The organism is Microcystis sp. M44BS1 (genome assembly GCF_020244875.1).
GTDB lineage: Bacteria > Cyanobacteriota > Cyanobacteriia > Cyanobacteriales > Microcystaceae > Microcystis > Microcystis panniformis.
Map to the genome: position 1 here is coordinate 1 of NZ_JADBVM010000080.1, position 23,453 is coordinate 23,453.

Annotated in this window: 25 protein-coding genes and 2 pseudogenes; 12 read left to right on the top strand and 15 right to left on the bottom strand. The window is 43.9% G+C overall.

Going from position 1 to position 23,453, the window contains the following annotated elements:
• Positions 1 to 252: 252 nt before the first annotated feature.
• From nrtS to IM515_RS05260, 4 genes are read right to left on the bottom strand one after another with little or no spacing between them, the layout of a single operon-like run.
• Entirely contained in the window at positions 253 to 504 is a 252-nt protein-coding gene (gene nrtS, locus IM515_RS05245; protein WP_287628379.1) for a nitrate/nitrite transporter NrtS, read from the bottom strand.
• A 3-nt stretch (positions 505 to 507) separates the two neighbouring features.
• Positions 508 to 1,071, bottom strand: coding sequence for a GUN4 domain-containing protein (locus IM515_RS05250; protein WP_193958295.1), 564 nt, complete (start codon positions 1,069 to 1,071; stop codon positions 508 to 510).
• 54 nt (positions 1,072 to 1,125) lie between these two features.
• Positions 1,126 to 2,256: a CO2 hydration protein gene (locus IM515_RS05255; protein WP_287628377.1), complete on the bottom strand. Its 1,131-nt coding sequence runs from the start codon at positions 2,254 to 2,256 to the stop codon at positions 1,126 to 1,128.
• A 31-nt stretch (positions 2,257 to 2,287) separates the two neighbouring features.
• On the bottom strand, positions 2,288 to 2,644 hold the full coding sequence (locus IM515_RS05260) for a DUF1823 family protein (protein ID WP_004161641.1): 357 nt from the start codon (positions 2,642 to 2,644) through the stop codon (positions 2,288 to 2,290).
• Between the two features lie 32 nt (positions 2,645 to 2,676).
• On the opposite strand from IM515_RS05260, the gene IM515_RS05265 reads away from it, so the two are divergent.
• The 3 genes and pseudogenes from IM515_RS05265 (at position 2,677) to IM515_RS05275 (ending at position 5,304) form a co-directional block, all read left to right on the top strand.
• Positions 2,677 to 2,823 (top strand): hypothetical protein, encoded by a 147-nt coding sequence (locus IM515_RS05265; protein WP_287697903.1) that lies wholly within the window; start codon positions 2,677 to 2,679, stop codon positions 2,821 to 2,823.
• 79 nt (positions 2,824 to 2,902) lie between these two features.
• A complete protein-coding gene (locus IM515_RS05270) occupies positions 2,903 to 3,796 on the top strand; it encodes a DMT family transporter (RefSeq protein WP_287628376.1) in 894 nt (297 codons plus the stop codon).
• Positions 3,797 to 4,068: 272 nt separating this feature from the next.
• Positions 4,069 to 5,304, top strand: a pseudogene (locus tag IM515_RS05275) (RNA-guided endonuclease InsQ/TnpB family protein).
• A 107-nt stretch (positions 5,305 to 5,411) separates the two neighbouring features.
• On the opposite strand, the gene IM515_RS05280 reads toward IM515_RS05275, so the two are convergent.
• Both IM515_RS05280 and IM515_RS05285 read right to left on the bottom strand, forming a co-directional pair.
• Positions 5,412 to 7,310 (bottom strand): NAD(P)H-quinone oxidoreductase subunit F, encoded by a 1,899-nt coding sequence (locus IM515_RS05280; RefSeq protein WP_287627111.1) that lies wholly within the window; start codon positions 7,308 to 7,310, stop codon positions 5,412 to 5,414.
• A gap of 286 nt (positions 7,311 to 7,596) precedes the next feature.
• Entirely contained in the window at positions 7,597 to 8,280 is a 684-nt protein-coding gene (locus IM515_RS05285) for a PHP domain-containing protein (RefSeq protein WP_002766631.1), read from the bottom strand.
• A 33-nt stretch (positions 8,281 to 8,313) separates the two neighbouring features.
• On the opposite strand from IM515_RS05285, the gene IM515_RS05290 reads away from it, so the two are divergent.
• Positions 8,314 to 8,460: a hypothetical protein gene (locus IM515_RS05290; RefSeq protein ID WP_287633376.1), complete on the top strand. Its 147-nt coding sequence runs from the start codon at positions 8,314 to 8,316 to the stop codon at positions 8,458 to 8,460.
• Between the two features lie 501 nt (positions 8,461 to 8,961).
• On the top strand, positions 8,962 to 9,642 hold the full coding sequence (locus IM515_RS05295; protein ID WP_287627112.1) for a PEP-CTERM sorting domain-containing protein: 681 nt from the start codon (positions 8,962 to 8,964) through the stop codon (positions 9,640 to 9,642).
• A 195-nt stretch (positions 9,643 to 9,837) separates the two neighbouring features.
• Here IM515_RS05295 and IM515_RS05300 read toward each other — a convergent pair whose 3' ends face one another.
• The 7 genes from IM515_RS05300 to IM515_RS05330 form a co-directional block, all read right to left on the bottom strand.
• Positions 9,838 to 10,155 (bottom strand): DUF3067 family protein, encoded by a 318-nt coding sequence (locus tag IM515_RS05300; RefSeq protein ID WP_002756874.1) that lies wholly within the window; start codon positions 10,153 to 10,155, stop codon positions 9,838 to 9,840.
• A 164-nt stretch (positions 10,156 to 10,319) separates the two neighbouring features.
• The gene (gene glmS, locus IM515_RS05305) at positions 10,320 to 12,221 is read right to left on the bottom strand and encodes a glutamine--fructose-6-phosphate transaminase (isomerizing) (protein ID WP_193959988.1); all 1,902 of its coding nucleotides are present in this window, start codon (positions 12,219 to 12,221) and stop codon (positions 10,320 to 10,322) included.
• Positions 12,222 to 12,734: 513 nt separating this feature from the next.
• Positions 12,735 to 13,004, bottom strand: a complete 270-nt coding sequence (locus IM515_RS05310; protein WP_193959987.1) for a type II toxin-antitoxin system RelE family toxin — start codon at positions 13,002 to 13,004, stop codon at positions 12,735 to 12,737.
• Positions 13,001 to 13,219 (bottom strand): hypothetical protein, encoded by a 219-nt coding sequence (locus IM515_RS05315; RefSeq protein WP_193959986.1) that lies wholly within the window; start codon positions 13,217 to 13,219, stop codon positions 13,001 to 13,003. Before IM515_RS05315 ends, IM515_RS05310 begins: the two co-directional genes overlap by 4 nt.
• Before the next feature lie 92 nt (positions 13,220 to 13,311).
• Positions 13,312 to 13,680, bottom strand: coding sequence for a clan AA aspartic protease (locus IM515_RS05320; protein ID WP_193959985.1), 369 nt, complete (start codon positions 13,678 to 13,680; stop codon positions 13,312 to 13,314).
• Positions 13,677 to 13,952 carry a hypothetical protein gene (locus IM515_RS05325; RefSeq protein ID WP_002756880.1) on the bottom strand — a complete coding sequence of 92 codons (276 nt, stop codon included), beginning with the start codon at positions 13,950 to 13,952 and terminating at the stop codon, positions 13,677 to 13,679. Before IM515_RS05325 ends, IM515_RS05320 begins: the two co-directional genes overlap by 4 nt.
• Positions 13,953 to 14,724: 772 nt before the next feature.
• The gene (locus IM515_RS05330; RefSeq protein ID WP_425589518.1) at positions 14,725 to 16,149 is read right to left on the bottom strand and encodes a protein adenylyltransferase SelO; all 1,425 of its coding nucleotides are present in this window, start codon (positions 16,147 to 16,149) and stop codon (positions 14,725 to 14,727) included.
• An 82-nt stretch (positions 16,150 to 16,231) separates the two neighbouring features.
• On the opposite strand from IM515_RS05330, the gene IM515_RS05335 reads away from it, so the two are divergent.
• The 3 genes from IM515_RS05335 (at position 16,232) to IM515_RS05345 (ending at position 17,292) form a co-directional block, all read left to right on the top strand.
• The gene (locus IM515_RS05335; protein WP_103112168.1) at positions 16,232 to 16,489 is read left to right on the top strand and encodes a CRR7 family NDH-1 assembly protein; all 258 of its coding nucleotides are present in this window, start codon (positions 16,232 to 16,234) and stop codon (positions 16,487 to 16,489) included.
• A gap of 93 nt (positions 16,490 to 16,582) precedes the next feature.
• Entirely contained in the window at positions 16,583 to 16,768 is a 186-nt protein-coding gene (locus tag IM515_RS05340) for a hypothetical protein (protein WP_425589519.1), read from the top strand.
• A 113-nt stretch (positions 16,769 to 16,881) separates the two neighbouring features.
• A complete protein-coding gene (locus tag IM515_RS05345; protein ID WP_193961673.1) occupies positions 16,882 to 17,292 on the top strand; it encodes a salt stress protein, Slr1339 family in 411 nt (136 codons plus the stop codon).
• Positions 17,293 to 17,298: 6 nt separating this feature from the next.
• Here IM515_RS05345 and IM515_RS05350 read toward each other — a convergent pair whose 3' ends face one another.
• Together IM515_RS05350 and menD are read right to left on the bottom strand one after the other, a co-directional pair.
• A complete protein-coding gene (locus IM515_RS05350) occupies positions 17,299 to 18,528 on the bottom strand; it encodes a hypothetical protein (protein WP_287630523.1) in 1,230 nt (409 codons plus the stop codon).
• A gap of 197 nt (positions 18,529 to 18,725) precedes the next feature.
• Positions 18,726 to 20,435, bottom strand: a complete 1,710-nt coding sequence (gene menD / locus IM515_RS05355; RefSeq protein ID WP_287630524.1) for a 2-succinyl-5-enolpyruvyl-6-hydroxy-3-cyclohexene-1-carboxylic-acid synthase — start codon at positions 20,433 to 20,435, stop codon at positions 18,726 to 18,728.
• Positions 20,436 to 20,715: 280 nt separating this feature from the next.
• On the opposite strand from menD, the gene IM515_RS05360 reads away from it, so the two are divergent.
• From IM515_RS05360 to IM515_RS05375, 4 genes and pseudogenes are all read left to right on the top strand, one after another.
• Positions 20,716 to 21,126 carry a M67 family metallopeptidase gene (locus IM515_RS05360; protein ID WP_004162447.1) on the top strand — a complete coding sequence of 137 codons (411 nt, stop codon included), beginning with the start codon at positions 20,716 to 20,718 and terminating at the stop codon, positions 21,124 to 21,126.
• A gap of 6 nt (positions 21,127 to 21,132) precedes the next feature.
• A complete protein-coding gene (locus tag IM515_RS05365; RefSeq protein ID WP_287630526.1) occupies positions 21,133 to 21,645 on the top strand; it encodes a cobalamin biosynthesis protein in 513 nt (170 codons plus the stop codon).
• A 7-nt stretch (positions 21,646 to 21,652) separates the two neighbouring features.
• Positions 21,653 to 22,828: a lipid-A-disaccharide synthase-related protein gene (locus tag IM515_RS05370; RefSeq protein ID WP_287630528.1), complete on the top strand. Its 1,176-nt coding sequence runs from the start codon at positions 21,653 to 21,655 to the stop codon at positions 22,826 to 22,828.
• A gap of 497 nt (positions 22,829 to 23,325) precedes the next feature.
• Positions 23,326 to 23,453, top strand: a pseudogene (locus tag IM515_RS05375) (DUF4164 domain-containing protein); the annotation flags it as partial.

The window sequence follows — 23,453 nt, forward strand, 5'->3', positions numbered from 1 at the left end:
ACTCAATTGTCTATCTTTTGGTATTAACCTGTTTGTGCCGTAAGTGTCTCCCTGTATGGATGTCAGCTATTTTTGAGACTAGGTACTCTCATCGAATTTTATTTTAAGTTAATTATTTGCATAACAATTCCCGAAGAGCCTCAATTTGCAACTAATGGCCCAATCGCCAGAACACAGAACCAATAGCAAATGCCTCAACTGCAAAAGTGTTTTTTTGGACAGATTTACCATCAAAAATAGGGCGAAATCAATTTATTCCTGGGATTTTTTCGGCCACTGCTGACGGCGATAACTGCTATACTGCCCATGAACATTGACTAGATAGGGAACTAGATAAGTCAGTGATGCCGCCAGCCAGCGATCGCTTGTCATGCGCCCAGACATTATAGCATAACCGTGGTTAATTGTCAATAAAATCGTCCCCACCACTACAGCCACTTTTATCCCAGTGGGGGCAAATTGGGGGGACAATAAAGCCCGAAAATAGCCGATAACTCCTTTCATTGCCTATAAATCGCACTCTATCAGGCGAGTAAAGCAAAAAGTCACCATTTTTAACCCGTAGGGAGACTTCCACCAGAGAGCGGGAAAACAACCTTGAGGAGCTGCTAGACTAAAATCCCAGTGATCATAATCATCGATACGCCACTCATCTTTGTTGCGCCATCCCACCAATTCCCCAAATTTTTTAATCGTTTCCGCGTCTTGGGTACGCAGGGTGTTAATGTCACCTCCGGCGGCAAAATATAACTTCACCTGATTGCTAAAACCGAAATGATCGCCGCTATAATTTTTCCAAAGGCGATCGAGTACCCGAATCACATTAACGGGAAACCGCATCATATCCTCTGGAGTTAAAGTATCGCGGGTTCTGCCGGCAGCTTCGAGGATAACTCGGAGAGTTTCTGCGTCTGCCTCCTTAAAGTTCCCCTCAGCTAGGAATTGCTGTAATTTACCATAGCGCTCGATGTCCGGTACTAACATCTGCCGCGCTTCGATGAGGGCAACCCGTTCGGTTAAAGATTGCAATTGAGCTAAAATATCCTGAAGTTGGGCGTTAATATCTGACATAAATGTAAAGGGAGTTTGTTGACTGCAAAAATTACCGATTTATCGGCAGAATAATTATTGATTTACCGCTTCTAATCGCGACTTAACAAAGCGATTCATCCATGCTTCTAGATAGATGCGATTGGCTTTTTGTTCTTTTAAATCTGTGGTAGTTAAAGGATAAGGTGCTAATCCTTGAATGGCTGCCGTTGTCACACAAAACATCGACTTTTGAAAAGTTTCGCAGATCTGGACTAATAAATCTTCCTCTTGACGAAAACTCTTTTTATAAATGTCGTGCAGATAATCCGGTAAAAAGTGACGCATATCCTGCATTAATAGTGTGGGAGGAATCCCTGCACCTCCGATGGGTAAAGGATCCGCATACAAAGCACCATAGGCAAACATTCCTTGATCGTAGGGAATTTGATAGGCTTGGGCATTATAGGAAATTGTACCGGGGAAAGGTGTTCCGCGAAAGAAAACCGCCTCAACGTAGGGGATTGCCGTATCCGCAAGAAAGGTTAATCCTGCCGATTTGGGGATCAGATCATAGGTTTGTCCTTTGATTTTTACTTGATAGACAATTGGTTTACTAGCATTATCAACTAAATTTTTCTTAATGTGTGCCACCACTTCGGGAATACTGGTAATTTTTCCGGCATCGTAGAGATCGGATAAACTTAAAAAAGTATCGGCCATAATTCGCCAAAATTGACCTAAACCGCTATAGTAGGCCATCATCCGCATTTGTTCTGGCAAAAATTCAGGAAAGACTTTATTTAAACTTAAAACTAGGGGATTATTCCTAAATTTGGCTTGAATAACTTTGGCTGTCACTTCCCGAAAAGCGGCACCATCTACATAACTATCTAAACCACCCCCACCGTGCCAAAACATGGCTTTCATACAGTATTCAGCATACTCAAAATTAATGCGATCGTGCCACCAGTGTTGTAGTAATTTCTGCCAAGATACTTGACCATTAAAATATTTAAAGAAGGGAAAAAAAACCAAAAACTGATTTTCCGCAATATAAATTAAATTTTGGGAATAAGCATCTAACACCACCCCATAACTTTTCAGGATACCCACTACCTCGAGCAAATTCTGGGGAGTATCTTTTAACAATGCTTCCCCAGCAGTGAGACGCTCAATATAGGATGCTAGGGGATGAGAGGAGGACTTGACAGGGATAGTGACCATGCTAGAAGCTTGATAAAATAACTTTCCTTATCTATTTTAACCCATAAAAGCACAACCAATTAGCGGCGGTGGCACGGCGAGTCATGCGGGGATTGAATTGGCCAATTTTATAACCGGTAAAACCCAATTTATCTTTTAATAATTGTTTATTTTCTGGCAAGATCGATCGAGTTAATTTTACTGTTGGGGGACGATTGGCAATAAAATCTGGGGGTTCGGGATATTCACACCGCCAATCTTCCTCTACTTGACTATTATCCCATTTTCCTTGACTTTCATCGTAGCGATAACCTAAAGTTTGCCAGACCAATTTATTAACGGTTTCGTCGTCAATTTCATCGTTAATAATCGCCCAAATTGTCTCTATATTTAATTCTGGTAGTTCCATAGATCAAGTAAATGGGTGATGGGGTGTGGGGTGTGACCCCCCCAACCCCCCCGACATCGGGGGGGCAGGGGGGTGTGGGGAAGTGGGGAAGTGGGGAAGTGGGGAAGTGGGAAAGCTGTCTCATCACCCTATCACCCCAAAACCCTATCACCCTATCACCCCAAAACCCTATTTCCTGACCACTGACTCCTGCCTCCTGCCTACGGTTAAAATAACTGGTGAATAACATCATCGATCATCGCGCAAGCGTAGCCTATTTTGCCTCCTTCTAACGCCAAAATTATTTTTATTTTAACTATCGGTGTGGTGTCGGTTTCTGCATCGGCAATTTTTATCCGGTTAGCGATCGAAGCGGTAGGTAATGCTACGATCGCATTTAGTTTATTTTTAGCGACTTCCCGTCTGATCTTGGCTTCTGTTGTCCTAATTCCGAACTGGTTGACCTTATCACGCCAAAAAGTCCCTATTCAAGCCTATTATTACGCAGTGGGGGCAGGATTTTGTTTAGCTCTCCATTTTGCTACTTGGATTACTTCTCTATCCTACACCTCGATCGCCGCTTCCACCACTTTAGTCACCACTAATCCCCTCTGGGTTTCTCTGTTGGGTTGGTGGTGGTTTCGAGAAAAACCGACCAAATTAACCTTTATCGGCATTTTTGTGGCTCTAACGGGGGGAGTATTGATTGTTTTAGCCGATCGAGATGTCAGTAGTTCTTATCCTAACCCTTTATTGGGCAATAGCTTGGCTTTAATTGGAGCAATTCTCGTCAGTGGTTATATTCTCCTCGGACGGGAAGCACAAAGAAAGGGCTTAAATATTAAGAATTATATAACTGTAGCCTACACTACCGCAGGATTAGCTTTATTACCTTCTATTTTTTTATTCGGTCAAGGTTACGAAAGCTATCCCTTATCCGTGTATGTTTATGTGTTAATGATGGCGATTTTTCCGCAATTAATCGGTCATACTAGCTTTAACTGGGCTTTGCGATGGGTAGCACCGACAATAGTAACCATGGTAATTTTATTAGAGCCAATCGCCGCTAGTCTGTTAGGAGTGTTCATTTTTGGTGAAATACCCCCCCAAGAAGTCATTTATGGCGGATTAATTCTATTAATCGGCGTAGGCATTGCTATTTTGGGCGGATAAGCTGTTAGTGTATCTAATATTACCGGTTAAGTGTGATCTTGATCGCGGATGGTAATCACAGACAAAAGCTAGATTAGTGTACAATGCTAACTGCATGAGAGTTTAGACAATCTGACTCACTTGAGCAATAGGGTTTTCGGGGAATTAATTCCCTGACTAGAGTTAGAAATATCCGATCATCGAAAATTTTGGGTCTGAAACCCCGCCGTTTTAGGTTGGCTTTGCTGTTAAATATGAGCATCGTTTACGAAATATATGCTAAAATATGAGACATGGAAAAAGCCTATTCTTACCGATTTTACCCGACACCAGAACAAGAGTCGCTATTGCGGCGCACTTTGGGATGTGTAAGATTGGTTTACAATAAAGCTCTCCACGAACGAACACAAGCTTGGTACGAAAAGCAAGAAAGAGTAGGCTACGCTCAAACTTCTTCAATGTTGACCGATTGGAAAAAGCAAGAAGAATTAGACTTTCTCAATGAAGTAAGCTGTGTACCCTTACAACAAGGGTTAAGACATTTACAAACAGCTTTTACTAACTTCTTTGCTGGTCGTACTAAGTATCCTAACTTTAAGAAAAAACATCAAGGAGGAAGTGCCGAATTTACCAAATCTGCTTTTAAATTTAAAGACAAACAAATCTATTTAGCCAAATGCACAGAACCTTTACCTATTCGATGGTCAAGACAAATACCAGAAAGCTGTGAACCAAGCACAGTAACAGTCAGATTGCATCCCTCAGGGCGTTGGCATATCTCAATAAGATTTGATGACCCAACGATTAAGCCTTTACCAGTAACAGATAAAGCCATCGGAATTGACTTAGGAATTAGTAGCCTTGTGATTACCAGCGATGGCGACAAAGTATCTAATCCCAAGCATTTTAAAAAGCATTATCAGAGACTGCAAAAGGCTTTTTTGTATCTTTCTCGAAAACAGAAAGGGTCAAAAAATCGGGAAAAAGCGAGAATCAAAGTAGCAAGGATTCACGCTCAAATCAACGATAGCAGAAAAGACCATTTACATAAGCTAACCACTCAATTAGTTCGGGAAAACCAAACGATTGTAGTTGAGAATTTAGCCGTCAAGAATCTGGTCAAAAACCCGACATTATCTCAGGCAATATCTGACGTTAGTTGCCCCCCCGACCCCCCCGATGTCGGGGGGGCCGGGGGGGGTCGGGGGCCGGGGGGCTGGGGGTTGCGGGGTTGACAACTAGCCTATAAATGCCGTTGGCACGGAGGAAATTACCTCGAAATAGATAGATGGTTTCCTAGTTCTAAAAGGTGTAGTAATTGCGGGCATATTGTTGAAAAAATGCCGTTAAATGTTCGAGAGTGGGACTGTGGGACACACCATGACCGAGATATTAACGCTAGTAAAAACATTTTGGCCGCAGGGCCTGCGGTGTCAGTCCGGGTCGCGACTATAAGACCAGAACAGAGTAAATCTGTTAAGGCAGGTGCGGAACCCCGCAAGGGAAAGAAGCAGAAACCTAAATCGTGAGGTTTGGGAATCGCCGTCCGTTTTACGGCGGCGAGGATGTCAAGTTCACCCCGCTGCTTTCCCTCCCTAGTCCGCGCCAAGAAGACTAGGGAGCGATACACAGAGGTTCAATGAGTCAAAAGGGATGACCAATAATCAGTTATCAGTGACCATTGACCGTTTAATAAGAGCCAGATTAATCCCCCTATTCCGAATAGAATAGTCAAGACATAAAACTGTGATTGACCGGAAACATTATACTTTAAGGCACTGCCGCTAAAAATCGTCGCTAAACTGACCAAATTAACCAGACCATCAATAATATAACGATCGAGCCAAGCGGTAATTTTTGACAGGCTGCCCACCGCTAAAACCACGGTAAACTGATAGATGCGATCGAGATAGAAGTCATAAGCGAACAAATCCTGCAAGAATCGCAGGATTAACCCGGTTGGTCTCGCCCAAGCTCGTCTTAACTCTACCATTGAGCCGATAACTAGGCCAATTACCCCAGAGGCCATCAGTAAGGGAAAACCCCAGACAATAGTAAAACTCTGGTTATTAAGGAGAGGATTGGTGAAAGATAGCCAAAAATCCCAACGTAGGGGAATAATCGGGGCCAATAAAACGATTAAAATCAACGATACCATGGGCAAAGCCATCGGCCAGGCCACTTCCGGGGTGCGATGGGTTTTACTTTGGGTTTGTCCCAAAAAGACTAAACGAAATACCCTGGTGAGATTGACGATGCTAAGACAATTAACAAAGATTAAAACCGCTAATAACCACCAAGGAATCGCCCATTCGCCACTTAACCACCGTTTTAACGTCCAAAACATCCCCAGGGGCATTAAAACCGTCATCCCCGCGGAACCCCCTAAAAAAGCCGTGGTTGTAGCCGGCATTCTTGCCCAAATTCCCCCCATTTCCGTGATATTTTGGTTACTGGTGGTGAGAATTAATGCCCCTGCGCTCATAAATAATAAAGCTTTTGCGATCGCATGGGAGAATAAAATTAGTAAAGCGATATCCACATGACCTAATCCCACCGCAATAAAGACCAAACCGAGATAGGCACTGGTGGAGTGGCATAAAACCCGTTTAATATCAATTTGGGATAGGGCCATCAGAGAAGTACCGATTGCCGTCATTGTCCCCAACACTATTAAAACATTGGCCGCGATCGGAGATAGGGTAAACACTGGCTGCAGCTTAATTAAAACATAGGCCCCGGCCGAAACCACGATCGAATTCCGCATGATTCCAGCTGGATTTGGTCCCTCCATCGCCTCATCTAGCCACAAATTCAGGGGAAATTGGGCGCATTTACCCGTTGGACCAGCAATAAGGGCTAATCCTAACAAAGTCGCCGTCAGAGGTGGCACAGGGTTATTTACTGCCCAATTTTCTAACTGAGAAAAACTCAATCCTTCTCCGTAACTGGACAGAGCCACCAAACCCATCAATAAAATAATATCGCCGACGCGCTTGGTTAAAAAGGCATCTCGTGCCGCAGTTACTACCAAAGGTTGGGCATACCAAAAACCGACGAGGAGATAGGTAGAGACTGTTAACATCTCTAGGAAAGCGTAACTGAATAGTAGGGAGTCACTCAGGGCAATTCCCCCCAAAGCTGCCTCAAAAAAGCCCATTAAGCCATAAAATCTCGCCAAAGACCAATCCTTTTCCATGTAGCCAAGGGCATAGATTTGGGCCAAGAGACTGATGAGGGTAATCAGTTCCAGGGTCCCCAAACTAACGGGAGAAAGTTCGATCGAAAGGGATAAACTAAGATCGGCCACTTTTACCCATTCAAAAGTCAGTTTAATCGTCTCTCGATGCCAAATTTGATTAAAAGCGATCGATCCGTGTATTAATCCTAAGACGGTCATCAATAGGTTAATATAAGCGGCCGGCCGCGGACCGGTGCGACTAATAATGCCTAAAGACCAAGGCAAGGTTAAAATCGAACCAATTAAGCCATAAATGGGAATTAACCAGCAAGTGTCAAGGAATAAATCTTTCATTCAGGGGATTAAATGTTAGGGTGTTGGGGTGTTGGGGTGTTGGGGTGTTGGGGTGTTAGGGTGTTGGGGTGTTGGGGTGTTGGGGTGCTGGGGTGTTGGGGTTTTTAGTTGAAATTCCCCACTTCCCCCACTTCCCCCACTTCCCCACTTCCCCACTTCCCCACTTCATAATTCATAATTCCCACTTCCCCATTTCTCTGTTTTTGGCCATAAAAAACTAACACTCGATCGAGAAAGGATCGAGTTTAGTCAATTTAGGTATTTTACCGTTAATCCCGCGATCAGGCTAAATGCGCTGTAATAAAGATTTACCGTGGGAATCGGTGCTACAGGTGGCAAATAATTGATATTGACGACTCAGAGCGAGCGCTTGTTCGGTTTCCCGTTGACTCGGTAGCCAGGGTTTGGGATTGCCGTAGGCATAAAAAGCCTCAATACCATCAATACCCAATTCTACCGCCGCCGCTACTAAATCGGCCGCAGGACGATGGTAACGAAAGGGATGGGCCAGAACCACTAAAGCCCCCGCTTGCTGTAAACTGTTAATCACTCTAGAGGCCAAAGCGAAATCTCCTTCTGGTTTGGCTCTTTGCAGATAGGGAGTCAAAACGGTATGAGTAGGATCGAAACCATAGCCAAGAATATGCACTTCTGTGTCTAAGAGATTCGCCGTAATTTCTACCCCTGTCCAGAGATGGGGTAGAGAACCCTTTAAATGCCGATTTTCTAGCCAAATTTGGGCTTGTCGATAACCTTCGATCGAGTGATGATCGGTAATTGCCAATCCTTTTAGTCCGATGTCTAACGCTTGTCTCATCAAGTCTTGGGGACTCATTTGACCATCGGAGCAATGGGTGTGAAGATGGAAATTGTAATGGTGGGGACAACTATCATAGCCAATATTTGCCCACACCGCTTTCAGCGCGAGGGTATCTTGAGCTAGGGGTGGAATTGTAGCAGAAACGACCATGCAGTATTGAGGAACTTTCCCAAAGATTACAAATTGTTAACAATCAGCATAACAAATACCAAAAAAAATTGGGTAGCTGCTGTCACCAGTAATACTAAATCCTGTTTCAAAGGTATGGGGAAGTGGGGAAGTAGGGAAGTGGGGAAATGGGGAAATGGGGGAATGGGGAATTTCAACTAAAACCCTAACACCCTAACACCCTAACACCCTAACACCCTAACACCCCACACCCTGCCCCCAGGAAAAACTTTTTGCCGCAAACCCTAACTAGAAAAACTTTTAGTCTTGACATAATATTAGGTCGAGGTCTAATGATCAGCGTTTTAGCTTACCTGTGACCATAAATACTTCCTTGACCGCTTCAAATCACACAAGTCTTTAGATAAGGGCTGTACGATAACCGAAGTAGATTGCATTGTTGCGATTGCGTTATGCTTCTAGTAGTTGGGTAGGGTGCGTTAGGCAATCCCTTGTTTTTAGGGCAAAAATCAAGCTCTGAATATTGCCGTAACGCACCACAAAGAAAGGTTTTTGGTGAGTTACGCTAACGCACCCTACTAAGGAGCATCTCACTTTCTTTTCATTCCATTAACTTGACATTTCATCTGTGCAAGGTTATAACTATACTAGAGTGCGTAGTCTACGTACTTTGCCCTAATAAAAAGTAACAAACCACTTAAAATGATCACAAACATCTCTAGACGAGTAACTACCGGCGCTCTTGCCATCGCTGGCAGCGTTGCCGCTTTCGGCTTCGGCGGTGCTGCCCAGGCAGCGACGGTGCTCGCCGGTACTTTATCCATCACTGGGAATGCAAACATCGACCAGTGGGGAACTACTGACCCAATGCTTAAACCCTTGAACGTCAGCGCAGTAAACAGTGCTACGGGTCAATTTAGCGGTGTGACAATTGCTGACATTACTTCTATTCCTGCCAGTTTTGCATTAACTGGCACTGGTACTGGTATGATGTCCATGTTTACTGCTCCCTCTCCTCTAGCTAATTTTATTAGCGTATTTGTGAACACTGCCTATCCCGTCGGTCCAGGATCTGGCACTGTGATCGGTGATATCACTAGCAGCGTGGCTTACGGTACCTTTGTATCTAATGCTGGTGGTAGTACGACAAGTTACGGTGTAATGGGCAATATGCTTTTTAAGGAGCCTAATGGTTATCCCAATCTTCTCGGAACTTACAACATCACCTTCACCAGAAGCGTTGATAGTATTGGTCAGATTTCCCAAAGCTATGCTTTATCTCTCCAAAAATCCGGTGTTACTATTGATATTCCCGAACCCTCTGCTATCCTGGGTATCTTAGCCGTTGCTGGTGTTGGCGCTTTCTCTCGTCGCAAGAGCTAGTCACTGTCATTAAATCAAAGGCAAGCGTTAAGGTTAAGCTTAACGCCTTTTTTGTGGCTAGAGAGGGAGATGGGGGAGTGGGAAGTGGGGGAATGGGGGAGTGGGGAGTTCGAGCATTTGTATTAAAATATCCAATACGCAATTTAAATGCAGTATACTGTTCACTTAACAATCCCACTGGTCACTGATAATTGATCACTGATCACTGATCAGCCATTCCGATGCCCTTTCACCTAGATCTAAGGCCAGACTAACCGCTTTACCGAGACGGGGACGCTCGCGGGTTTCGCGGATAAAAGCTTGAAATTGACTAAAACCACCCCATTCGTGGAGATAATTAGCGATCGCATTGAGATGTTCCAGATATTCGGACTCGGAGAGGGGAAAAGAAGCTTGTTCGAGATATTTCCACATTACCTGGACATGAACCTTATCTTTGATGCGTCGCAGCTGGATATCGTAGGAACGACCCCATTTTTCTAGTAATAATTGCTGTAAGTCCACACCCGTCATGGTTGCTATCGCTTCTCAGATGTCAGTCGGCCTCTTGATTTTATCATAAATGTCAGGGGGGGACCCTCGATTTTACCGAAGGGATGAAACCTGAACAACATAGAACAGCAAAGCACAACGATCAGATATCTCCGCTTGATCGGATAGTTTCAACCTGTTGAACTTTACTCCACCGTGACACTTTTGGCTAAATTGCGCGGCTGATCCACGTCTAAACCGCGACGGGCTGCGATATGATAGGAGAGCAATTGTAGGGGAATTACTGTTAGAATTGGCGATAATAATTCTTCAATTTCCGGCACATACAACAAATCATTAAAGACTTTTGGCGCTTCCGTATCGCTGTCGGCAACTACTCCCAATAATCGCGCATCCCTTGCTTTTGCTTCCTGTGCATTGGAGAGAACCTTATCATAAACTATCCCCGGCATAGCAATCGCTACTACGGGAACTTTTGCATCTAAAAGCGCGATGGGTCCGTGTTTCATTTCTCCTGCTGGATAGCCTTCCGCATGAATATAACTGATTTCTTTGAGTTTTAAGGCCCCTTCTAAGGCAATGGGGAAATTAATCCCCCGTCCCAAGAAAATAAAGTCTTGGGTGTCATTAAATTCATGGGCTAATTCTTCGATCGCTTTTTCCTGTTTTTCTAAGACAGTCTCGATTAATCTTGGCAGCGATCGCATTCCATTAATAATTTCCTCGATTCTCTCTAAAGACAAAGTTTGACGACGATAGGATAAATCCAAAGCTAAGAGATAAAAACCCAATAATTGTGCCGTAAAACTCTTAGTTGCCGCCACCCCGATCTCGATTCCTGCTTGGGTATTAATAATCTGATCGACCATTTGTGCTAGGGTACTTTCGGGGCGATTAGTAATACCGATAATCCGGGCCTGATATTTTTTTTCTAATCCTAAACGACGCTGTTTTTCCGTTTCCAAAGCCGCTAAAGTGTCGGCTGTTTCCCCCGATTGCGTCACCCCGATAGTTAAAGTATTGGGCATCAGGGGGGTGGGTGCATAGCGAAATTCCGAGGCGTACTGTACCCTGGTGGGAATACCTGCCAACTGCTCGATCAAGTATTTACCGACTAAACTAGCGTGCCAACTGGTTCCACAGGCTAAAATCTGAATATGTTCTAAATTATCGTAAATTTCTTCAGAAAAATTAATATTTATCGGGTTGACATTATCCTCATTTTGTGCTGTCCAATGGGGATGCAGATAGGTCCCTAAACAGTCGCGCACCACTCCGGGTTGTTCGTAGATTTCCTTGAGCATGAAGTGACGATAACCCTGTTTTTCTACGGTCGTCGGACTCCAATCGAGGACTCTGGGGCTTTTACGGACTCTTTTGCCCTCAAAATTATAAATTTCTACTCCCAAGGGTGTTAACCGAGCGATTTCGCCATTATCCAGGGACAGCACTGCCCGGGTATGGGGAACCAAAGCACTGACATCGGAGGCACAGAAAAACTCCCCCTGACCAAAACCGATGATTAAAGGGGCGTGTTGCCGCACGACAATCAATTCATCGGGATAATCGGGACTAATCACCCCTAGGGCAAAAGCACCCTCTAAACGTTCAATTGCCCTTAAAACTGCCTTGAGGAAAGGACTCACCCCCAAGTAGTCTTCATCGGTAGGTTTGGGTAGATAACTGGCGATTAGATGGGGAATAACTTCTGTGTCGGTTTCCGAGTCAAATATACAGCCTTTCTCCTTTAATTCTGTTCTTAATACCTGAAAATTTTCGACAATGCCATTCTGTACCACTGCCACCCGTTGACTATTATCGGTGTGGGGATGGGCATTACTTTCTACGGGTTTGCCGTGGGTTGCCCAACGGGTGTGACCGATGCCAATTTGGGAGGGATTAACTTCCTGTTCTAATTTTTCCCGCAGATTGTAGAGTTTTCCCTGGGCGCGGACTCGATGTAATTCACCTTCGAGAATTGTGGCAATTCCTGCCGAATCATAACCCCGATATTCTAAACGTTCCAAACCAGCTAGGAGAATATCGATCGCTGTTTGGGTTCCGATATAGCCAACAATTCCGCACATTCTTTCCCTGACCCCATTTAGGCTAAGTCCGATCTATTCTATCGCAAGCGTGACACTTGTTTGCTTAGAGGCCAAAGACGCACTGACAAGGGCAAAGTTTCCTCTCATGGGACTCATCGTTCGCTCATTTTTGGGAGCAAGATGGGGTCAAAGAGTTGGAAAAGCTTACCCAGTCAAGGATTGAGCGAGCGGGACTGACGGGATTTGAGCCTGAAGCCAAGAAGTCAGTCCCATACTCAAACAAGAGACCTCTTGCAAAAATCAAAAATCTTCCTTTAGGTGAGGAGTAAGGAGCCAGTAGCCAGGAGAATTAAGAATGAGCGTTAATTGATTAGGGTTTGCGGCAAAAAGTTTTTCGTGGGGGCGGGGTGTGGGGTGTAGGGTGTAGGGTTTTACCGATTTTGAGTGGGCATGGTGCGTTCCCCAAAATCGAGCGGTGGAGCAGTAGGACTTGCATTAGGGAACGCACCCTACAGTGATAGCGATCTGCTATGCAGTGCCTTCGGCATCGCACTACAATTGGTCAAGCAGCATATCGTACTCTGGGTGGGAACCAACCCAGAACCAAATCACCGTATCATCCTCTAATTGACCGACAGCACGATAATCCCTATTGATGCGTGCAGAATAGATGGGCAGCTGTGGATGGACTTTCTTGAATCGCAAGCTGGGATAGCTTGGGTCTTCTTTGAATTGCCGATACGCTTTGCGGGTCTGCTCTTGAATCGGTTTTGGAAGCTCAGAAAACATCTCCCGAAAACCAGCAGTGGTAAAAGACTTCACAACGTTTCTGGGTCTAATTCTTGAGTCTTACCCGATCGATGTTCTGCCATTGCTTCGGCTGCTAGTTTAGCCAGCAAGTTTGGTGAGCGAGCAAAGGAGTCATTCCATCGCTGCTCTTCTTCGAGTTCTGCCAAAATTAGAGTTGCGATCGCGTCCTGTTGATCGGTTGACAAGGTTTTTAATTGGGCGATCGCCTGCTCAAGTCGTTCAGTCATATACAACATCTAACGATAGGGCTTAATATATTCTAGCCTCCACGTTGCTACAGCGATGGCGTGCTGCTACCCAGTGCCTTCAGCATCGCACTCTACTTCAACGCTTCGATCATAACTAAACCACCCTCAATTGCCTGAATTCGCAAATCGTATCCTCGTAATAGCTGCATCCCAATCAACGGAACCGTCTCTGATTCGTTGATGTAAATCTCACGATATTGCCCGTCCCAGATCACAAGCCCGATGTAAACTTCAAACGTGCAGAAAGTCCCATCGCCTAACGTCGCCAGATCTCGACCCTCCCAAATAAACCCTAACCTAGCAATTATGTCAGACGGCAAGGTGAGAAAACCCGAAAATCCTGTATCAATTACAGCATCTACTATCTGCGTTGTTTCATTGTTTCTGACTGCGATCGCTAACGTCGCCTCACACCCTTGATTTACACGACCTTGCATCATGGCTTTGTTCTCAGGCTCCGTGCACCAAAGTGATCGACGGCTGAATGCCCAATGCGAACAAACCATGTCTGAGTATCAGGCACTCGTGCAGAAAGTTGCTTCGCTGCGCTTACCAAATCATCCGCTACTTCAAAAGCCCCTGTTTCAATGTCAATTGCCACAATTTTCCCCTGATTACCCTCCTCGACTTGGGGACGTACCTGAGATTGATAAATCTCATTACCACGTCGAGCAAATTCTTCTTTACTGTAGCGGGGTTGTCGAACTGTCATTGAAGCGACCCTGTGGCGACTTTTGCCCCTCTATTTTAACCAAACATTGGGAATCTTCGCTAACATTCCTCAACTGGTCCGACCAGAGCGGCATCGCACCTAAACTCACAGTTTCAATCCATGGGCATGGTGCGTTCCCCAAAAATCGATCGGTGGAGCGGTAGAAGTTGCATTAGGGAACGCACCCTACCAGATCGGCGATCTGCTACGCAGTGCCTTTGGCATCGCACTACCCAGTGCCTTCAGCATTCCACCTAAACTCACAGCTTCAATCAATGTGCATGGTGCGTTCCTCAAAATCGATCGGTGGAGCAGTAAGACCCCCATTAGGGAACGCACCCTACGGATTGTTTTACTACACATTATAGGTCAACTTTCTGCACAACACTCTCCAGAGTAACGATATAGATCAACTTTCTGTATATCACTCGATTTAGGCGCAATTGCAAGAAACTTTCCCCATATCACACCCAAAAGCCTGTTAGCCAGAAGAGCTTACTGCAAACAATCTCCTTGAAGGAGACTGATCACAGAAGCTTTCTAGAGTTCTAGCAAAGATTCTTAGATATGACGGCACTTTGTCACAAAATTTTACTATTATTTTGACACTCTTAATGGTTAGAAGGGAAACATTGATCGCCAAGTCTGGTCAATTTTTGTCCAACGCATTTCAGGAAATGACCTAAATAAGTAGCTAGAGATAATTAATTACACATATTTAACCACCTGTTGCCTATTCTAACCAAGAAATTAATTTTGTCCTCTTACTTAATTACTGTTTATTTTGTAATTTTATCACTAATTCTTGGAAAGGTTGCCAATCGTCTTTATAGGTAATGGCTTCCCAAACCGATTCGATTAGCGGTCTAAGTAAAGCGGTTTTAGGATTATAATGCGTTAAGGTGTCGTCAATTTGAGTCAAGGAATCTGAGGGTAATTGATTTAAGACCAAAGTATATAATTCTCGCCAACGTTGCCAATCAGCTTTCGGTAAATCCATATTTTCAATAATTAGAGAACTATTTTCTCGCCAACCGTAATTAAATTGTTCACTTAATTGATAGAAAAATTCGTGATAACCGAGGCCAGTTTCTTGGAGAACTTCCACAGTTTTGCTGACCAGTAAAGCGGATTCTGGAGTAAAAATATCCTCAAAACCTAACTTTTTGAGCATCATTTTTTGATAATAAAAATTGTAATGCTGGTCATAGTTAGCCAAAGCCATATCTAACTCTAACAAGGAAACAACCATGGACAGGGGAGATTGTAGTAACTCTAGATTTAAGCGACAGATAAAAGGCTGATTACCATAACTATAACGGCCACCGTAGTCGAAATAGGCCGCCGTAAATTGGGGGTTATAGGAAGGAATAAAAGCGTAAGGACCATAATCGAAACTTTCCCCAGTAATTGACATATTATCGGTATTGAGAACCCCATGACAAAAACCTGCGGCCATCCATTGGGCTGCTAATTTAGCGGTTCTTTCAATCAAAGCGGCGTAAAATTTTAAATAGCGATCGCTATCTTGAGGATCGATTTCAGGATAATAATAAATAATCACATGATCGAGGAGTCTTTTAATTAAATCGCCACGTTTAATATGAAATAAACGCTCAAAAGTCCCGAAACGAATATGAGAATTACTAACTCGAATCATCACCGAAGATCGCGTCGGGGAAGGTTCATCACCCCGCCAGAGAGCTTCTCCCGTTTCCACCAAACTGAGACAGCGAGAGGTATTCACCCCTAAACTGCGTAAAGCTTCCCCAGCTAAGACTTCTCTAACTCCACCCTTGAGAGTTAACCTACCGTCCGCATGACGGGAATAGGGGGTCCGTCCCGATCCTTTCGTACCAAAATCGTATAATTTGCCATCAATACCCCTAACTTGACCGTAGAGAAAACCGCGACCATCTCCCAAGAAAGGATTATACTCGCCAAATTGATAACCGTGGTAACGCAGGGCTAAAAAAGGGGTCAGGGATTGAAATTTACCAAAAGCCTCGATAAAATGCTCATCTAAGGTTAATTCTGGCTCAATTCCCACCAAAGGTAATAAAGCATCATTGCGAAAACGAAGGATATGATGGGGAAAATCCGCAGCCGCAACTTGATCGTAGTATTGGTCCCCCAAGTCCTGCATGGCGCTTTCGTAAGGGAGACTGAGAAAGGGATTGGTGAGATGGTCTGTCATAGTGGTGGTGTCGATCGAGCTTTGAGGCGATAAAGTGATAAAGATAGCCAAAAATTTTTCCTACTGAGACTATCAAACAGCGATGCCCGACTCTATTATGTATCAAGGGGACTATTTTCTTGTCCTTGAGGCCGATCAATCTGAACAATTCCAGACTCCCGACCAGTTGCGGGATAAGTTAAAGGATTTAATCGCCGCAAAACCGGAGATTTGTCCCCGACAATTGGCAAAATTCTCTAGTTTTGAGGAAAAAGCTCTCTATTTGCGCGATAATTACTGCGAGTTAGACCTGGGTGAGGGGGGTTATCTACAATGGTATGTGGTCCGTTTGGAAAAATAAGGAAACCCATTATTCAGTAGTTAGGTGTTAAAAACTGTCAGACACCCCCCTTATCAAGGGGGGATTAAGGGGGGATCCATCTTCAATTTAATTATAACCAGCTACTTAGGGTCTGCTGAAAAAGTTTTTCCTGGGGGTAGGGTGTGGGGTGTGGGGTGTGGGGTGTGGGGTTTTACCCATTTTCAGGGGGTCAATTACCTAATTTTCAGGGAAAAAGAGCCTAAATTTCCCCCCCGATCCCCCCAAGGTCTGGCACTTTTTGATGGGAAAAAAGTCTAAAATTCTTATCCAACAAGGTTTTTAGATTTATTCAGCAGACCCTACTTAGTTATTAAGGCAGAGGGAATCAGAGCAATTATCTTTTTAACTTTTTACTTTCTAACTTGATCATTATGGGAGAAATAGAAGATTTACTGGCACAAATGAAGGCAGAATACCAGAAACGGGATCAGGAAAAACCGATGCCGTCCCCTTCTTCTCGCCAAGAAAAAGATCGTTCCCCGGCCGAATTTAAGGTTAATTATGCCGGCGATTCTTCTACCGATGCGGTTTTAAAAGCTTTAGCCTTAGAAAACCAAGAAAGGCAACAACAAGAGGCAGCGGAAAAAGAAAAAGCGGCGGCATTAAAACAGCAGCGCAAGCGAGAAGCTTTAACTAGAAAGGCGAAGCAATGGTTAGATAAATTGGATACCAAATCGGAGGAAGGACGCTGGTTTGAGGAGTTTTCCTATGGCTACGATTCTCCTTTAGAAGCGGCGATTACCTATCTAGAAGCTTTGGGAGAAGTGGACATTTCTAAATGATCAGATCTAATTTAAAGTTGTGGGTAAATTGGGCGCATCAAAAACTCGATTATGCCACCAAATATTATCACCGGCTAGAATATTTGTGCCGTAACGAGGGACGATACCGTAAACAGTGCCGGGTTCATAATCCAAAGCTTCACTGATGAGATTGTAGAGACGTTGTAGATCAAAACCCCGGGGGTCACAATGGGGATATTTTCCTTGATTAATCAGAAAACTATCGACGGCAAAATGGCTGACAATTTGCGGTAATTGTCCCGTTTGTAAGGCTGCGAGGAGATAATATTTCGCCGTTTGTTGGTATTGAAAATCGCTGTAACCGGGGAGGGGTTGCAAGCGTCCTTTGGTCAAACAGTGGGATCCTGGCGCTTGTACCAGTTCAATGTTAACACTGGAGATAACCCGACGATTTCTTTCGGCAAAAACCGGTCGCAAGCGATCGCAATTAGGGTGAGATAGCTGCTGACAAATCGCTTCTGTTGCCCATAATGCGGTAGTTTTTGCCCCATCAAAGTAATTTATGGGATATTGCTTGACTAAACGCCTAAAGACGGCTTCTGAAGGCGTATTTAACCAAATTCTTGCTCTTTTTTCTAACTCAGGAGCCGATCGCGTACTCAAAGGAACACCCTCTAAAGCAAGTGCAAAACCCTTGACGCGGATAGTTTCTGGGGTAAGTTGCCACAGTTGACGCACTAATTGATCTCTGGTGTCTGCGGGCAGCATTTCGGCCGCTTGTTCATAAAAAGTGGCAGTGGGACGGTGACGTTCAAAAAAAGGCCGGGCGATCGAGTCTAAAATGTCTCTATCCCTGGAATTCGGTTTGCGGGGGATGTAAACATTGGGACCCAATTTCATCGGACCGCGAGCATATTTTTTCTGTTCTTCGATGTTACCCGCAGTCATACTCCAAGCTGTATCGTGGAGAATAAACAAAGGAGTGCGATCGAGGGTTAATTCGGTGTCTGGCGGGGCAATTTGCAAAAATTCGGCGATTTTCTGCTTTTCTAACTCATCTAGACTCTTACCAGCTAAATTCTCCCCCACAGTGGAGGGATTAAAAATATTTATAGAGGCAGTGGAGAGACTAGAGCTATTCAGTTTTAAAATCAGTAGGGACAAGACCAAGCTAATCACCAAAGAAGTCACTCCCCATCGCCATTGTTCCGGGGGAAAGATAGAATATCTAGGGAGAGAAAATTGTCTTGATTTTTGCCGTCTTTGTCGATTCATCGGACTCTTTTAACTCTTTCCACCCATTGTATTCACTTTCTCGAAAAAGGGAATTAATACTAAATCCGTTGAGCATAGGCTACCTATCAGGATAGGCAATAGGCACTCTTGCAATAGGCAATAGGCAGCTTTATTCTCCCCACTTCCCCACACCCCACTTCCCTACACCCCACTCCCTACACCCCACACCCCACACCCTACACATAATTACTGAGGAACCATTGAGTATTAAAAGCTCGATCGCAGGATATTTCTAGTAATCTTAGACCTGATTCTGGTAAAACTGCGATTTTTTCCTGAAAATCAGTCCAATCACTGATTAAATGGTAATCGATACCGTAGGTGCGACAGAGTTGGCAAAAGTCGATATTTTGGGGAGTGGCAAAAAATTCTTCAAAGGGAGGGTCAAATTTGGCGATCGGCAACATCTGGAAAATGCCTCCCCCCTTGTTATTGATTAAAATTATGGTCAAGGAGCCAACAAAATATTTTTTGATTAAAAAACCATTTGTATCGTGTAATAGGGCTAAATCTCCCGTTAATAGCAGACTAGGGACATTTTTATAAGCCATTCCTATTGCAGTGGAGAGGTTGCCGTCGATGCCATTGGCCCCGCGGTTAAAATAGGGACGAATTTGGCGATCGCTAGGCGGGTTAAAAAATTCGGCATAGCGAACAGGCATACTATTAGAGATAAAGATCGGGGTGCGGGGGGGGAGGTATTGGGAGAGCAGCCAGGGGATTTTTCCTTCAATCAGTTTAGTTTCTGCTGCCAAAAGGCGATCGATTTTAAATCTGGCTTGCTGGTCGAATTTTTGCCATAATTCTCGATATTCTCGGTTATTATCGGGTTTTTCTGGGAATAGATGTCCTAATTGCTCGATATTTCCCCTGAGATGTCCGGTTTTTCCCTGTAGAGGATCATAATTATCGGGATGGGGATCGATAATCCAGCGCGGACAGTCGATTTCTTCTAACCAGGTCCGTAATTCTTTGCTGGTGGGTAATTCCCCAATTTGCAGGACAACATCGGGGGTTAATTGGGTTTTAATGGCAGGATTCCGCAATAATAAATCATAGGTGGTGATGAGATAGGGATTTAAACCTGCATAGTTTCGCAGAGGAGATAAAGCTTCTGCTAAGACGGGATATTGTTGCGATCGAGCTAAATTAGCGATCGCCTGACAGTAACTTTCAGGGTTTTGCGGGGAAGCTAATCCCGCGATGATAATTCCTTGGCGGGGTAAAGAAGGAATTTCGAGAATTGAGTGGTTAATTGGCATATTTTGCCGAGATATATGGCTAAAAAAAGCCTCTTGGTCAAAATTAGCCTCTAAATTGTTAATTTCTAGATCGGGAGTTGGTGCGAGGGGATCCCGAAATGGTAAGTTGAGATGCACCACTCCGGGGACAGGATCAAGACAGCGCCACCACGCGTGGATGATAGTTTGACGGAGATAGCGTAAACGCTCGATATTGGCACTAGGACAGCTAATTTCCGCTTGCCAGTTGGGATAATTACCGTAGAGTTTGACTTGATCGATAGTCTGACCGGCATGAGCATGACGCAATTCTGGGGGGCGATCGGCGGTTAGAATTAATAAAGGGACATGACTTTCTTTTGCTTCAATGACTGCGGGATAAAAATTAGCCGTGGCAGTGCCAGAAGTGCAGACTAAAACCACCGGTTGATACAATTGTTTGGCTAATCCCAGGGCAAAAAAGGCGGCCGAGCGCTCGTCTAAGATGGGAATAGCTTCAATCTGGGGATGTCTTGCCAAGGCTACCGTTAAAGGAGTCGATCGCGATCCGGGAGAAACCACCCCTATCTTCAATCCCAAACGGGCCAATGTTTCGACTAAAATAGAACCCCAAAGTGTATTAAGATTGCGAAAATCGATCGACATTTATCAGTTCAGTGGCAAAGGTTAGGGGACAATAAGATAAATTTAACATTGGCTGGAACCGGCCAAGAATAAGTTATTCCTGAGTCAGCGATGCAGAAGTTATTAAAAGAGGGCGAAGGCAATTAGTCCCTACAATAATATTATTGCGCCAATGGTAGGGGCGCATCGCCTGCGTCCAAAATGTCCTATAGATATTTCGACCAAATTGAGATGCACCCAGTTTTCAAGTTCCCTATAGCTAAAGCAAACTAACATCAATAGGTTTTGAAAATTTTCCCTTATGATCCTGATTACAGACCAAATTTCCCAGCGTATTTTCACCCACGCAGAATCCACCTATCCCGAAGAATGTTGTGGGTTACTCTTGGGAAAAATTACCGAAACAGCAGCCCAAGTGATCACCGTGCAAACCACAGAAAATAACTGGTCAGGTAATAGGAAAAACCGCTTTAGTATTGCGCCAGAAGTGCTTTTACAAGCTCAAAAATCGGCGCGGGAAAACCAGCTAGAAATTATTGGTATCTATCATTCCCATCCCGATCATGCCGCCATTCCCTCGGAAATTGATCGCCAATTAGCCTGGTCAGGATATACTTATTTAATTGTCTCCGTCGTTTCAGGACGAGCGATCGATTTACAAGCTTGGCAACTGGACGAAGGCGAACAATTTCAACCGGTAAAAATATTGTAGTCTTCTATGACTAGCGCTTCCCCCGCTTTCCACTCACCCGCAATCGATTTAATTGGGATAGGTCCCCTGTGGACAGGTTTTAGCCAACCTGGTTTTTACCCCGATCCTTCTGGGGCAAAAGTGCAGTGCCATGGACGATTATTATGGTTAGGAATAGGTTGCATCCGTGGGACGGAGAAAACGGTCATAGATAGGGCAATTAGGGATGTTTTTAAGCGTTATCACCTCTCTTTAGCCGCTATTGCCGGTATTGCCACCCTTGACATCAAAGCTAATGAACGGGGTTTAATTGCCTATTGTCAAGAGCAAGGATTGCCACTAAAAACCTTTACTGCTGAGGAGTTGAGAGATATTAATGTCCCCAATCCCTCAGCTATTGTCAACAAGAAAGAAGGAACCCCTAGCGTCGCTGAAGCTGCCGCTTTAAAAATGGGCGATACTTTGCTAGTCAGCAAGCAAATAGAAGCAAAATCGGTGACGGTGGCAGTTTCTTTGGCAGCCAGGAAATATAGAGGATAACAAATCGATGCTTAAACAGGTTTTATTTCTTAGTAATGGTCATGGCGAGGATTTAAATGCTAGTTTAATTCTGGGGGAATTACAAAAAATTCAGCCCCAATTATCTATAGCTGCTTTGCCTTTAGTGGGAGAGGGAAAAGCTTATCAAAAATTGTCAGTACCAATTATTGCCCCCACTGCCACTATGCCATCGGGGGGAATTATTTATACCAATCCTTTGAATTGGATTAAGGATATTGGTGCGGGATTAATTAGTCTAACTATTCAGCAAATTCAGGCAGCTTTTAAAGTTAGCAAGGATTGTGATTTATTGATAGCAGTGGGGGATATCGTGCCGATTGCGATCGCTCGTTTAACCAGTCGTCCCTTTGTGGCTTTTATTGTTTCTACTTCCAGTTATTACGAAGGCACAATTAAATTACCTTTGCTGACAAAATTATGTTTAAGATCGAAGAATTGTTTAAGAGTTTTTACCCGGGATAAATATACAGCAACAGACCTACAAAATCGGGGTATTAAAAAAGCGATTTTTGCCGGTTATCCGATTATGGATGTCTTAACACCAACGGGTAAAGATTTAGAATTAGATCGTCAAATTCCCATGATTGCTTTATTAGCGGGGAGTCGTTTACCCGAAGCTTTGAGTAATTTGGCTTTACAGTTACAAGTCTGTGAGGAAATAGTTAAAATTAAACCGATGCAGTTTCGGGCTGCTATCGTTCCTAGTATCAGAGAAACCGACTTAGAAAATTTAGCTAAACAAGAGGGATGGCATTATTTAGGAGCGGGAAAATTAGAGAAAAATGGGGCTTTATTGTGCTGTTATCGTGATGCTTTTGCCGATATTCTACACCATTGTGACGCTTGTTTAGCCATGGCGGGTACAGCAGTAGAACAAGCAGTAGGATTAGGAAAACCCGTCCTACAAATACCCGGATTTGGTCCCCAATTTACCTATCCTTTTGCTGAGGCACAGATGCGCTTATTAGGGGAATCGGTGATAACTATTGGACAGAAACCCACGGAGGTGAATTTATTTAAAAATGCCGCGGTTAAAATTATTGATATTTTGGCAGATTCTCGTTATTTACACAGATGTTTAGAAAATGGCAAAATTAGAGTGGGAGAGTCCGGAGGTAGCAGAAATATTGCCGAGGAAATTTATAGCATTTTTCAAAATTAATGGCAGAGATAGTTATACTAAATCCGTTGAGTATAGGCTACATATCAGGAGAGGCAATAGATAATCAGAACGTAGGTTGGGTTGAAGCATGAAACCCAACACCTGCAAGGGTTACGCTACTGCTAACCCATCCTACAAATAATTGTGCTTCCCTACATATCAGGAGAGGCAATAGGTAATCAGTCTTTAATAACCAGATTTAGGATTATAATAAAATTATTATACTATCATTACTCCCAGGGATGTTACCAAAATGTCCAACGAAACCGTTACTTATAGTCTTGAATCCGTCCTCAAGGAAATTAAAGACAGAATGTAGGTTGGGTTGAAGCATGAAACCCAACACCTGCAAGGGTTACGCTACTGCTAACCCATCCTACAAATAATTGTGCTTCCCTACATATCAGGAGAGGCAATAGGTAATCAGTCTTTAATAACCAGATTTAGGATTAAAATAAAATTATTGTACTATCATTACTCCCAGGGATGTTACCAAAATGTCTAACGAAACCGTTACTTATAGTCTTGAATCCGTCCTCAAGGAAATCAAAGACAGCATCAAGGAAGTTAACCAAAAAATTGATATCTTGCAACAGGATGTTAACCAGAAATTTGATAGCCTACA

Coding starts and splice junctions, on each gene's coding strand:
- nrtS (WP_287628379.1), bottom strand. CDS start 504: ATGAAAGGAGTTATCGGCTATTTTCGGGCTTTATTGTCCCCCCAATTT.
- IM515_RS05365 (WP_287630526.1), top strand. CDS start 21,133: ATGACTAGCGCTTCCCCCGCTTTCCACTCACCCGCAATCGATTTAATT.
- IM515_RS05325 (WP_002756880.1), bottom strand. CDS start 13,952: ATGACAGTTCGACAACCCCGCTACAGTAAAGAAGAATTTGCTCGACGT.
- IM515_RS05300 (WP_002756874.1), bottom strand. CDS start 10,155: ATGACGGGTGTGGACTTACAGCAATTATTACTAGAAAAATGGGGTCGT.
- IM515_RS05360 (WP_004162447.1), top strand. CDS start 20,716: ATGATCCTGATTACAGACCAAATTTCCCAGCGTATTTTCACCCACGCA.
- menD (WP_287630524.1), bottom strand. CDS start 20,435: ATGTCGATCGATTTTCGCAATCTTAATACACTTTGGGGTTCTATTTTA.
- IM515_RS05280 (WP_287627111.1), bottom strand. CDS start 7,310: ATGAAAGATTTATTCCTTGACACTTGCTGGTTAATTCCCATTTATGGC.
- IM515_RS05320 (WP_193959985.1), bottom strand. CDS start 13,680: ATGATGCAAGGTCGTGTAAATCAAGGGTGTGAGGCGACGTTAGCGATC.
- IM515_RS05255 (WP_287628377.1), bottom strand. CDS start 2,256: ATGGTCACTATCCCTGTCAAGTCCTCCTCTCATCCCCTAGCATCCTAT.
- IM515_RS05335 (WP_103112168.1), top strand. CDS start 16,232: ATGCCCGACTCTATTATGTATCAAGGGGACTATTTTCTTGTCCTTGAG.
- glmS (WP_193959988.1), bottom strand. CDS start 12,221: ATGTGCGGAATTGTTGGCTATATCGGAACCCAAACAGCGATCGATATT.
- IM515_RS05250 (WP_193958295.1), bottom strand. CDS start 1,071: ATGTCAGATATTAACGCCCAACTTCAGGATATTTTAGCTCAATTGCAA.
- IM515_RS05345 (WP_193961673.1), top strand. CDS start 16,882: ATGGGAGAAATAGAAGATTTACTGGCACAAATGAAGGCAGAATACCAG.
- IM515_RS05330 (WP_425589518.1), bottom strand. CDS start 16,149: ATGACAGACCATCTCACCAATCCCTTTCTCAGTCTCCCTTACGAAAGC.
- IM515_RS05370 (WP_287630528.1), top strand. CDS start 21,653: ATGCTTAAACAGGTTTTATTTCTTAGTAATGGTCATGGCGAGGATTTA.
- IM515_RS05285 (WP_002766631.1), bottom strand. CDS start 8,280: ATGGTCGTTTCTGCTACAATTCCACCCCTAGCTCAAGATACCCTCGCG.
- IM515_RS05350 (WP_287630523.1), bottom strand. CDS start 18,528: ATGAATCGACAAAGACGGCAAAAATCAAGACAATTTTCTCTCCCTAGA.
- IM515_RS05260 (WP_004161641.1), bottom strand. CDS start 2,644: ATGGAACTACCAGAATTAAATATAGAGACAATTTGGGCGATTATTAAC.
- IM515_RS05295 (WP_287627112.1), top strand. CDS start 8,962: ATGATCACAAACATCTCTAGACGAGTAACTACCGGCGCTCTTGCCATC.
- IM515_RS05315 (WP_193959986.1), bottom strand. CDS start 13,219: ATGACTGAACGACTTGAGCAGGCGATCGCCCAATTAAAAACCTTGTCA.